An 11,416-nucleotide genomic window follows, 5' to 3' on the forward strand; every position below is an offset into this window, starting at 1 on the left:
GGCACGGGCCGCGGCGGGCCGGACGGCGCGGGCCGCGGCTTCACCCTCGGGCCCGTGACGGCGACCGTCGAGTACGGCGACCGGATCCTGCTGACCGGGCCGAACGGCGCCGGCAAGACCACGCTGCTGGCGATGCTGCTCGGCCGCCGTGAGCCGGACTCGGGGACAGCGGTATTGGGCTCGGGCGTGGAGGTCGGGGAGGTCGATCAGGCGCGCGGCCGGTTCGTCGGCGACGTCCCGCTGATCGACGCCTTCGCCGCCGAGGTGCCCGATATGGAGGTGGGCGAGGTCCGCACGCTGCTCGCGAAGTTCGGGCTCCGGGCGCACCACGTGCCCCGCCCGGCGTCGTCGCTCTCCCCCGGCGAGCGCACTCGCGCGGGTCTCGCACTGCTGCAGGCGCGCGGTGTCAACCTGCTGGTGCTCGACGAGCCCACCAACCACCTCGACCTGCCGGCGATCGAGCAGCTCGAGGAGGCGCTGGAGTCCTTCACCGGCACCGTCGTGCTCGTGACGCACGACCGACGGATGCTGGACACCGTGCGCGCGACGCGGCGGTGGCGGCTCGACGGTGGCAGGCTCAGCGAGGAACTCGTCTAGCCGTCGTCCAGCAGAAAAGGTCCACCAGGTCGACACGGTTCGTGAACCACGAACCGTTCGTGTGCGGGATGATCGACGGGTCCCGTCGCCCACACCGGAGGATCCGCTCAGTGACCAACGACGAAACCGCCACTTCCCCCCTGGCCACCTCCCTAGTGGAACGCGTCGACGCGGCGATCGCGGAGTCGGTCGCACCCGCCGCCACGGAGGTCGACCGTACCGGCGAATTCCCCTCGGCGTCGATCGCCGCGCTCGCCGCCGCGGGCGCGCTGGGCGCCACGGTGCCGGCCGAGTTCGGCGGCTCGGGCGCAGGAGTCGACACGGCTTCCGAGGTGATCCGCCGGATCTCGGGCGCGTGCGGCTCGACCGCGATGATCGTCGCCATGCACTACTCCGCGACTGCCATGCTCGTCGCCGCAGGCCGCGCGGACGCACTCGCCGAGATCGCCGCGGGCACCCACCTCACCACGCTCGCGTTCTCGGAATCCGGTTCCCGCAGCCACTTCTGGGCGCCCCTGAGCACCGCGCGAGCGAGCGGCGACGCGGTCGTGCTGGACGCGCGGAAGAGCTGGGTGACCGCCGCCCACCACGCCGACTCCTACGTGTGGTCGTCGCGGCCGCTCGCCGCCGAGGGACCGATGACCCTGTGGTACGTGCCGCGCACCACGCCGGGGATCGCGGTCGCCGGCGGCTTCGACGGACTCGGGTTGCGCGGGAACGATTCCTGTCCGGTGGTGGGCGCCGACGTCGTGATTCCCCGGGCGAACATGCTGGGCGACGACGGTGCCGGGCTCGACGCGGCACTGTCGGTGGTTCTGCCGTGGTTCCTGGTGCTCAACGCGTCCGCCAGCCTGGGGTTGATGCAGGCGGTCACCGCGGCCACCACCGCACACCTGGTGGGCACCCGGCTCGAGCACGTCGACCAGAGCCTGGCCCAGCAGCTTCCGGCGCGGACACGATTGGCGCGCATGCAGATCGAGGCGGACCGCAACCGCGCCCTGATCACGGACGCGGCCGGTGCGGTGGTCGCCGGTCGGCCGGACGCCTCGTTGCTGGTGCTCGAGGCCAAGGCGTCGGCGGACCAGGGCTCGGCCGCTGCGGCGGACCTCGCCATGACGGCGTGCGGTGGTGCCGCGTTCCGTCGCGAGCTCGCGGTGGAACGGAGATTCCGCGACTCCCGCGCTGCCCAGGTCATGGCACCGACGACGGATGCGTTGTGGGACATCGTCGGTCGTGCGCTGTGCGGGCTGCCACTGATCGACCCGGCCGAGTTCGGACGGGCCGAGCCCGGCCAGGCGGAGGCGTAGCGATGGAAGAGATCTTGATCGGGTCGGTGGCGTACGACCCCAAGGTGGTCACGATCTGGGAGGGCTTCCGGGCCTACCTGCGCGCGGTCGACGGACCAGCGATCGACTACGTGCTGTACTCGAATTACGAACGCCAGGTGGAGGAGTTGCTCGCCGGTCATATCGACCTGGCGTGGAACTCACCGCTGGCATGGGTGCGAGCAGACCGGCTCGCGCGCGCCGCGGGGACGACGGTGGCGCCGATCTTCATGCGCGACACCGATCGCGACCTGCGGTCGGCGGTGGTGTCGCGGTCGGGCGGCGGAATCTCCGTCGCAGAGGATCTGCGCGGCAAGCGGATCGCGGTGGGTGCCGTCGACTCCCCACAGTCGACGCTGCTGCCGCTCTCGTACCTGCGCTCGGTGGGACTGGAGCCGGGCACCGACGTCGATGTGGTCCGCTTCGACGTGGGTGTCGGCCTGCACGGCGACCACATCGGCGGCGAGCGGGACGCGATCGCGGCACTGCGCGACGGCGCGGTCGACGCCGCATGTGTGCTGGACGCGAACCTGCTCACCTTCGCCCGGGAGGGCACCGTCGCCGCGGACACCCTGCACATCGTGGGCCGCACGGGAGATTTCGACCACTGCATGATGACGGCAGGGCCGGGGGCCGACCCCGAGCGGGTCGCCGCGCTCACGGATGCCTTTCTCGCGATGTCGTACGGCGACCCCGCCGTGCGGCCGCTGCTGGACCTGGAGGGCCTGAGCCGCTGGCTGCCCGGGCGGACCTCCGGGTACGGGCCGCTGGAGCAGGCCGTCGACGAGGTGGGGTTCTACGACGACGCCGGGGAGATCCGTGCCGCCGACTATCGACCTTGAGGACCTCTCCCTCACCGAGGGTGGTCACCTGCTGGTCGCCCGGGCGCTGCACGGCCTGCGCCCGGGTGAGACGCTCGATGTCCGGGGCCACGCCCCCGCGCTAGACCTGCTGCTCGGCGCGTGGTGCCGGGAGCACGGTCACGCGGTGTCCAGGGGCGATGCGTCGGCACCATCGGACAGCCCCGCCGCCGTCCGGATCATCAAGGGCGACAAGGAGGAACAACGCTGGCGGGGCGCCGTCCGGGCCGGCTCGGCTGCGGCACCGCAGGCGCACGCGGACACGCACTGGGGCCTCGCGGCCCGCGGCGCGCTCGTCGAGGACGGTGGCCCCGCGCTCGACGTCGCGTGGGTGGACAGGGATATGGTGTGGGCCGACGTGGCTCCGACCTTGTACGCCCGCGCCGCTGCAGCACAGTGGGACCCCGCGACCGCCGTCGACTGGGTCGGATCGGGCGGCCTGCCCGATGACATCGAGGACGCCGTGGTCCAGGTGATGACCTATCTGGTGGAGAACGAACAGGCGGCGCTGATGATCCCCGCCCGGCTGCTCGGATCGCTGCATCCGCAGTTCCGCGAGGTGATGCAGTTGCTCGCCGCGCAGGTGGCCGACGAGGCACGACACGTGGAGATCTTCACCCGTCGGGCGCTGGCGAACCGGGACGAGATGGGCCGATCGGGTGCGGGTGGACGGGCGTCGCTGCAGTCGCTGCTCGGGGAGCCCGACTTCACCCTCGCGTCGTTCCTGCTGTCGGTCATGGGTGAGGGCACGTTCGTCGACCTGCTGACGTTCCTGCACGAGCACGCCCCCGACCCCGTCACGGCGCAGGTGACGCGGCTGGCGGCGCGCGACGAGGCCCGCCACGTCGCCTTCGGCACGGCGCACACCGCCCATGTGGCACACGCGGATCCGGCGTTCCTGGGGCGCCTGCGGGGAGCGGTCGAGCGGCGTCACGACGCGCTGCGGGAAACGGCCGGACTCTCATCCGACGTCTACGACTCCCTGGTGCTGCTGGCCGCCGGCTCGTGGGAGCCGGCGGCCATCCGCGGCGGGTGGAACGCCGTGCAGGGGTTGCAGCGACGGATGGACGAGGGCCGCCGGCGACGGCTGGCGTTCATCGGTTTCCCGGACGACGAGGCCGCGGAGCTGTCCGCACTGCACACGCGTAACTTCATGTGACGGGACGGTTCCAGTGACGGGGCTGATCAGTCGGGGCTTGATCAGGCGGGAAACCAGTTGCCGTGGAAGCCCGCCGGCACCCGCACGCCGAGATGGACCGAAGCCAGCTGGGACAGGTCGCTAGCGTCCAGGACCACCAGATCGCTGGTGGCCGTCTCGGCGCGGTAGACGTAGGTGATCAGGTAGCCGCGTCCGTCGGCCGACGGCACGAACACCGGCTCGCCGGGCTCGTCGGCACCGAACCCCCGGGCGAGCGGACCGGCACCGTCGTACCGCACCAGATCGTGCCGTCCCACCGCGTACACCGCGTCGTGCCGGCGCCCGGCGTGCGTATCGTCGATGCGCGGGAACTCGATCCGACGGTCGTCGAGCGCACGCTCGACGACCGTGCCGGCGCCCAGGTCGATGCGCCACTCGTGCAGGGTGCCGTCGGGGTCGAAGGAGTCCGGGCCCGATACCCACATCGTCGGATACCGCACTGCGACAAGTGTTATCACGTCGTTGTCGGCCTCCCCTGCGCCGCTCGCACCGGGCGTGTCGAAGGCGTTGGCGACGTGGAAGACGTAGCAGGGCTCGATCTCGAACCAGCGCACGGGAGCCGAGGGGTCGTCGCGCCGCATGACACCGATCCGCGCGCCGTAGCCGGAGTCCCACCGGTACGGCATGGTCCCGGCCATCGCCAGCGACAGGTCGAACACCACCGGCAGGTCGAGGAACAGGACGTATCGCTCCGTGATCGCGAAGTCGTGCATCATCGTCAGCCCGGGGACGTCGACGGGCTGCTCGACCACCAGTCGGCCGGTTTCGTCCGCTCGGTGGTAGGTGACGTGCGGCGCACGTAGATTGCCGTAGCCGAAGAAGTGCAGTTCGCCGGTGGTGGGACAGATCTTGGGGTGCGCCGTCATCGAATCCCGCAGTGCACCACCGAAGTCGTAGGCACCCAGGGTCTCGAGGTCGCGCGTGACCTCCCACGGTAGGGACGACTCCACGAGCGCGAGCGTGCGACCCGCGTGAGCGACGATGTGCGTATTGGCGTGCGAGACGGCCAGATTTCGTTCGCCGGTGGCCGGATCGTAGAGGGGCGTGGGGTCACCGTCGAACTGGCCCGTGCGGACCCATCGGTTGCGGTACCACTCGGCCCGTCCGCCGCGGACCCGCACCCCGTGCAACATACCGTCGCCGAGGAACCAGTGCGCGCTCCCTGCACGGGGATTGGGACCGTTACGCAGGTACCAACCGTCCAGGTCCGGCGGGATACTGCCCGTGACCGGCAACCGGTCGACGGTGATCTCGCGGTCGACCGGCGCGAAGTTCCCGGCGAGATGCGCCGCGGGGGCGGGCGCGATATCGGCTGCGTCGGTGTCCGGGGTACTGGTATGAGTTGTGCTGGTGTCAGGTGCGGTGGTGTCAGGTGTGCTGAACGGCAGGGACATCGGAGACTCCTCGGCTGAGACGGGCGGTGTAGCGAACGGGAAGCAGGATCCAGACGGGGACGACGACGGTCGCGTACCGGCCGAGCCGAACACCGTCACGTCTCCTCATATTCCAGCAGTGACATATCAAGAGTGACATTCCACTACAGACATGTCAACGGTGGGCGGTATATTCACCCCGGTGAGCCTCCGATTCGCTACCCTCGGCCTCCTCGCCCAGCACCCCGGCAGCGGATACGACCTGCTCAAGCGCTTCGAGGCGTCGATGGCCAACGTCTGGCCCGCCACGCAGAGCCAGTTGTACGGCGAGCTCGGGAAACTCGAGCGCGACGGACTGATCGAGATCGTCGATGAGGGGGCGCGGGGGCGAAAAGTCTATGCCGCCACCGATGCCGGTCGCGACTCACTTCGGGACTGGCTGGCCGCGGAGCTGGACACGACGACTCGCAGCGCGCGCCTGCTGCGGGTGTTCCTGCTGTCCGAGGTGGATCCCGAGGCCGCCGTCGAGTTCTTCCGCCGCGAGGAGGAGAACGCCGAGCGGGACCTCGCCCGGCTCGAGCACATCCGAACGTCCGTGCCCTGGGACGACCCGGTCGACGATTTCGGCCGGATCGCACTCGAGTACGGCCTGCGCTTCCACGCGATGGAGGCCGAGTGGGCGCGGTGGGCGCAGGAGCGCCTCCGCCGCTGAGGTCGACGATGCCTCGGCGGGAAAGGCCCGTGTTCGTCAAGGACTCGCTAGAAGGGCTGCGTCAGTACGGTGGTGGTCCGTCGGACTCGTGGAGTGGTTTCGTGGAGGGCGGCTGATGACGCACACCGATCCCGTATTGGCGCCTGATATAGGTTATCCTAACCTATGTCTATGACTCGTCTCAGCGCCTCCACTACCGGCCCCGCCGACATCAAGCGGGCGATACGCGAGCGGGCGCAGGCCGGTCCACTGCGCCGGGCATCGTGCGTGCTCACCGCGATAGACGCCCAGACACCGTCGTACGCACGAATCACGCTGCAGACCGACGACCTCGGCGACTACATCGCGCAGCCCGCCGACGCTTTCAAGCTCACGCTGCCAGAGGGACCGCCGATGCTGCGGGCGCTGACGGTGCGCGCCTTCGATCCCGACACCGGGCGGGTCACGGTGGACGTGCAGCGGCACGACGGCGCCCTCACCGACTGGCTCGGCGCAGCCCGCCCTGGGGACCGGGTCGAGCTCGCCGGGATGCGCGCCGAATGGGCTCTGCCCGAGGGGATCGCGGACGTCGCCCTGGTGGCCGACGGATCGGCGCTACCTGCCGCGGCGGCGATCATCGAGGGCCTACCGCGGTCGGTGCGCGTGACCGCCTATGTGGCGCCGCCCACTGCAGCGGACGTCGCCCTCGTCCCGGAGCATCCCGGCCTGACGCTCCGCACGGTGTCCGGCGTCGCGGAGGTGACCGCGCACGCGCCGCGCGCGGCGGTCACCGGTCGACGCCTTCAGGTGTGGATCGCCGCCGAGGCCGGCGAGGTCCGGCTACTACGACGACATGTACTGGCACACTGGGGAGTCGACCGCGGCGATCTGCTGGCACGGGCGTACTGGCGGGCCGGCGCCACCAACACCGATATCGACACCGAGAACATCGTGCGCTACCGGGACGCGGTGGCCGGCGGCGCCGACCGCTTCGACCCCGCACTCACCGAGGAGATCGATCTGGAATAGCCGCTCGCCGAGGTCGGCCCGCCGCATGGCAACAGCCCGGCGGCGGCGCGAGGTGGTCTGGGAACCGGTTCCCGTCGCCGACCGCCTGCCTCGATGGTGAAGACCGGTCGACGTCGACAGTTCGATCCGATGCCGGCACGGCACCGGTAATGCAGGCCCCGGTGAGACCCGTGCGGAAAGGCATTCCGTGATAACACCCGACCAGACGAAGATCCTTGCGCGCGAACTGGAACGACACGTCGACATCGGGCACTGCGCCGCCCTCGAAGCCGTCGCCCGCGCAGCGGGACACCGCGATCGGAACACCTTCACGGCCAGCCGGTACCACCGGCGGAAGCCGATCCCGTGGCGCGCCAGTAGGTGATCGAAGATCCTCCGCATCGTCGATCACGCGCTCGCCCGGGAGTTCTACGGCGGCCCGGCCGCACGGGTCGGCGTCCCCGGTCCACGCAGGTGGGTGCTCGTCAGTGCTGGTGTGCGGGAACGGTCCACCGCGGCAACGGATCCGGATAGACACGCCACGCGACCTCACCGGCGGCGAACTCGGCGTCGGTGAGCACGGCACCGTCGAGCAAGGCCCGCACCCCCTCGTGATCGAGGCGAACGCCGATGATCACGATCTCCTGCTCGGGTTCGCCATCGACCTGCGACCAGTAGGCAGCCGGCTCGATCGTGAGGTTGGGCCCGGCTTGCGACCACACCGCGGCGAACTCCGGCCGGCTGGCGATCCAGCAGAAGCCCTTGCTGCGCAGCACCGCCCGCAGCTGCCCGAGCGCCTCGGCGAGACGTGCCGGATGGAACGGGCGCGGCGAGCGGAAAGTGAGCGACGAGATCGAGTATTCGTCGGTCTCCGGCGTGTGCCCTGCTCCGAGTACCTCGTCGTCCCAGCCCGCGACTGCCGCAGCGGCGTCGTGATCGAACCGCCCGGTGCCCAACACCTCCGCGACGGACACCGCCCCGTTGACGGAATCCAGGATTCGGGCGCGCGGATTGAGTCGCCGCACGGTGGCCTCGACGGCACCACGCGCCGACTCACTCACCAGGTCGGCCTTGGACAGCAGGATCACGTCGGCGAACTCCACCTGGTCGACCAGCAGGTCCGAGATCGACCGGACGTCACCGTCTGCGGCACCCATGCCGCGTTCGTCCAGCCGCTCACCGCGCACCAACTCGCGCAGGAAGGTGGTGCAGTCGACCACGGTGACCATCGTGTCCAGGCGCGCGTGGTCGCCGAGCCTGCTACCGTCCTCGAACTCCCAGTCGAAGGTGGCGGCGACGGGCATCGGTTCCGAGATGCCGGTGGACTCGATCAGTAGGTGATCGAACCGAGGACGACCGTCCGAGTCCCGCTGCCGTGCAATGGACCCCACCGCCTCGAGCAGGTCTTCACGCAGCGTGCAGCAGATGCACCCGTTGGTCAGCTCGATGAGCCGCTCGGTGGTGCGGTCGAAGCCGCCGAGGCCGACCAGGGCCGCGTCGACGTTCACCTCACTCATGTCGTTGACGATCACGGCGACCCGGAGGCCGTCTCGGTTGGCGAGGACGTGATTGAGCAGGGTGGTCTTACCGGCGCCGAGGAATCCGGAGAGCACGGTGACGGGCAGGGCTGAAGAGGTCATCTTCTAATGGTAACGGTTTTCATTAATGCGCGGGCTGTCAGCCCCGACTGACCACCCATGCCGCCTCCATCGCCATCCACCCGGACAGCTGCACGGACAGATCCCGTTCCGGGATCGCGGACGAGACGACGGTCCCGGCGGCGAACCGGGCCGCGCCGCCGGTGTCCGTGGGCACCTGCGCGGGCCGGGAGAAGTCCGCGCTGAACAGGACGTGACCGTCGACCTCCCGCGCACCGTTCCACGCGGCCTCCGCGGACGCGAGCACGATGTCCCGCGCCGTAGCCCGTGCGTCGTCGTCCGCACTCCCGTCACCCTGCAGCGAAGTCGCCGCGAACGCCAGGTAGCGCAGCAGGATTCCGGCGAACAGACCGCCGTCGCCGCCGCCCGCGCCCACGACGACGCCACGCTCGGTGAGGCCGGCCTCGACCGCGTGGACGATCCGTCCGACACGGTCGGCGTGCACCTCGTCGCCGTCGGACAGCTCGGCCTCGAGTCCGATGGCGACACCTTGGCAGTACGTGTACTTCTCGGTGTGCACGCGACCGAGTCCGGCGGGGCCCGACTCGACACCGTCGTCGACGAGACCCGACGTCTCGTCCAACAGGTGCGTGAACAGCCACTCGGACATCTGCTCCGCACGACTCCGATTACCGCTGCGTGCCAAGAAGATCGCGGCCGGCCCGTTGGCAGGCGTGTTGAGGAACACGTCGGGCGACTTGCGCCACGGGATACCGCCGCCGAGCTGCGGCGCCCACGCCGCCATGAACTGCGCCCCGAGCGTCCGCTGCGCCGAGTGGGTGTCGATCCCCACCAGCCGCTCGGCGCGCTCGAGCGCGAGCGCCAGCCACGCCATATCGTCGTAGTAGTGGTTGGTGACGCGGAACCCGTTGCGCACCAGGTGCCCTCGGATCAACCGATGCACGAGCGCGCGGGTGGTGCCGCTCGCAGTGCGCACGTGCGCGTCGATCGCGCAGTCGATCAGGTGCGCCTGCCACCAGAAGTTCCAGCTGATCATCAGCCGGTCGCGTCGGGTGGGCGGGTACGCACACACACCGAGTGCCGTGGTGGGGATGCCCCAGAGCGGGCGGATATGTCGCTCCGTCACCGCGGTCTGCGCCGCCTCGGCTCGGCCGTACCAGAGCGCGGAATCGCCATCGTTCGCATGCACAACCACGCGGCACATTCTTCCACCCCGGCGCGGGATTTCAATGCGCGCCGGGTGTTTACGGCATGCGCCGCCCCGCCGCGCGGACACGACTCACCACGCCGCCCCGAGGTCTGCGTGCTCGCGGATCCACGCGTGCATGGCGATGCCGGCGGCGACTCCCACGTTGATCGACCTGGTCGAGCCGAACTGGGCGATCGACACCGTCGTCTCTGCGATCGCCCGCGCATCGCCCGAGACCCCCGGCCCCTCCTGCCCGAACAGCAGCAGGCACCGCCTCGGCAGGCGGGCGCGCTCGAGCGGAATCGATCCCGGCAGGTTGTCGACCGCCACGATCGGTAGGCCGGCGTCGGTGCACCACGCGGCGAGGGCGTCTGCGTCAGGGTGGTGGTGGATGTGCTGGTAGCGGTCGGTGACCATGGCGCCGCGGCGGTTCCATCGGCGCCGGCCGACGATGTGGACGGCCCGGGCGCCGAATGCGTTGGCGGTGCGGACCACCGTGCCGATGTTCGCGTCGTGCCCCAGGTTCTCGATCGCCACCTCGAACGGGTGGCGCCGGGTGTCGAGGTCGGCGACGATCGCCTCGCGGCGCCAGTACCGGTAGTAGTCCACGACGTTGCGGCGGTCACCGTCGGCGAGCAGCTCCGGGTCGTAGCGCGGGTCGTTCGGCGGCGGCCCGTCGTGCTCCTCGGTCCACGGACCGACGCCGACGGTGTCGGGTACCCCGGTAATCCATTCCGTGGGGCCTGGCGCAGTGAGGGACGAACGGAGCCTGCGACCCACGGCATCAGGACCCGTGGGGCCTGGCGCAGTGAGGGACGAACGGAGCCTGCGACCCACGGCATCAGGACCCGTGGGGCCTGGCGCAGTGAGGGACGAACGGAGCCTGCGACCCACGGCATCAGGACCCGTGGGGCCTGGCTGCTCCTCCCCGGTCACAGGCCGAGGTCGGCGAGCCCCAGCACGGACCGGTACTCGAGGCCCTCGGCGGCGATCACGTCGGCCGCGCCGGTCGCGCGGTCGACGACGGTGGCGACGCCCACGACCTCGGCACCCACATCGCGCAACGCTCGGACCGCGGTGAGCGGGGAGTTACCGGTGGTCGTGGTGTCCTCGACGACCAGCACCCGCTTACCGACCACGTCGGGGCCCTCGACCTGGCGCTGCATGCCGTGCGCCTTGGCGGCCTTGCGGACCACGAACGCGTCGATCGGCCGGCCGGGCGCGTGCATGACGGCGGTGGCGACGGGGTCCGCGCCCAGGGTCAGGCCGCCGACGGCGGCGAAGTCCCAGTCGGCGGTGAGCTCACGGACGAGGCGGCCGATCAGCGGTCCCGCCTCGTGATGCAACGTGGCGCGGCGCAGATCCACGTAGTAGTCGGCCTCGCGCCCGCTGGAGAGCGTCACCCTGCCGTGGACCACGGCGAGTTCGCGTACCAGCTCGGCGAGCCGGTCCCGGTCCGCGGTCACCGTCCGGCCCCGGACGGGCGCTGGATCTGCCCGGAGGGGCGGGGCGGGGGCCCGGACGGCCGCGGCACCGCGCCGGACGGGCGGGCGGGG

At 70.7% G+C, this 11,416-nt stretch carries 12 protein-coding genes; 7 read left to right on the plus strand and 5 right to left on the minus strand.

Annotation, left to right across the window (positions count from 1 at the left end; genetic code table 11):
• The 4 genes from ABD908_RS24610 to ABD908_RS24625 form a co-directional block, all read left to right on the plus strand.
• Positions 1–597: ATP-binding cassette domain-containing protein (locus ABD908_RS24610; protein ID WP_345001035.1), on the plus strand; the 597-nt coding region annotated here is incomplete at its 5' end.
• A 110-nt stretch (positions 598–707) separates the two neighbouring features.
• A complete protein-coding gene (locus tag ABD908_RS24615) occupies positions 708–1,904 on the plus strand; it encodes an acyl-CoA dehydrogenase family protein (protein WP_345001037.1) in 1,197 nt (398 codons plus the stop codon).
• A 2-nt stretch (positions 1,905–1,906) separates the two neighbouring features.
• On the plus strand, positions 1,907–2,764 hold the full coding sequence (locus ABD908_RS24620) for a phosphate/phosphite/phosphonate ABC transporter substrate-binding protein (RefSeq protein WP_345001039.1): 858 nt from the start codon (positions 1,907–1,909) through the stop codon (positions 2,762–2,764).
• A complete protein-coding gene (locus ABD908_RS24625) occupies positions 2,742–3,941 on the plus strand; it encodes a ferritin-like domain-containing protein (RefSeq protein ID WP_345001041.1) in 1,200 nt (399 codons plus the stop codon). Before ABD908_RS24620 ends, ABD908_RS24625 begins: the two co-directional genes overlap by 23 nt.
• Before the next feature lie 41 nt (positions 3,942–3,982).
• Here the strand turns inward: ABD908_RS24625 and ABD908_RS24630 are convergent, their stop codons facing one another.
• Complete coding sequence (locus ABD908_RS24630; protein WP_345001043.1) at positions 3,983–5,374, minus strand: carotenoid oxygenase family protein; 1,392 nt, start codon at positions 5,372–5,374, stop codon at positions 3,983–3,985.
• 181 nt (positions 5,375–5,555) lie between these two features.
• Between ABD908_RS24630 and ABD908_RS24635 the strand changes: the two genes are divergently transcribed.
• The 3 genes from ABD908_RS24635 (at position 5,556) to ABD908_RS27745 (ending at position 7,437) form a co-directional block, all read left to right on the plus strand.
• The gene (locus ABD908_RS24635; RefSeq protein ID WP_345001045.1) at positions 5,556–6,065 is read left to right on the plus strand and encodes a PadR family transcriptional regulator; all 510 of its coding nucleotides are present in this window, start codon (positions 5,556–5,558) and stop codon (positions 6,063–6,065) included.
• Between the two features lie 171 nt (positions 6,066–6,236).
• On the plus strand, positions 6,237–7,073 hold the full coding sequence (locus ABD908_RS24640) for a siderophore-interacting protein (protein WP_345001047.1): 837 nt from the start codon (positions 6,237–6,239) through the stop codon (positions 7,071–7,073).
• 187 nt (positions 7,074–7,260) lie between these two features.
• Positions 7,261–7,437: a glyoxalase superfamily protein gene (locus tag ABD908_RS27745; protein ID WP_385922727.1), complete on the plus strand. Its 177-nt coding sequence runs from the start codon at positions 7,261–7,263 to the stop codon at positions 7,435–7,437.
• Positions 7,438–7,537: 100 nt separating this feature from the next.
• Here the strand turns inward: ABD908_RS27745 and ABD908_RS24645 are convergent, their stop codons facing one another.
• The 4 genes from ABD908_RS24645 to pyrE form a co-directional block, all read right to left on the minus strand.
• Positions 7,538–8,692, minus strand: a complete 1,155-nt coding sequence (locus ABD908_RS24645; protein WP_345001049.1) for a GTP-binding protein — start codon at positions 8,690–8,692, stop codon at positions 7,538–7,540.
• Between the two features lie 37 nt (positions 8,693–8,729).
• Entirely contained in the window at positions 8,730–9,866 is a 1,137-nt protein-coding gene (locus ABD908_RS24650; RefSeq protein ID WP_345001051.1) for a glycoside hydrolase family 76 protein, read from the minus strand.
• Positions 9,867–9,950: 84 nt separating this feature from the next.
• Positions 9,951–10,640, minus strand: a complete 690-nt coding sequence (locus tag ABD908_RS24655; protein ID WP_385922728.1) for a TrmH family RNA methyltransferase — start codon at positions 10,638–10,640, stop codon at positions 9,951–9,953.
• A 152-nt stretch (positions 10,641–10,792) separates the two neighbouring features.
• Positions 10,793–11,326, minus strand: a complete 534-nt coding sequence (pyrE, locus tag ABD908_RS24660) for an orotate phosphoribosyltransferase (RefSeq protein ID WP_345001055.1) — start codon at positions 11,324–11,326, stop codon at positions 10,793–10,795.
• Positions 11,327–11,416 lie beyond the last annotated feature (90 nt).

This window comes from Tsukamurella soli (genome assembly GCF_039541155.1).
GTDB classification, from domain to species: domain Bacteria; phylum Actinomycetota; class Actinomycetes; order Mycobacteriales; family Mycobacteriaceae; genus Tsukamurella; species Tsukamurella soli.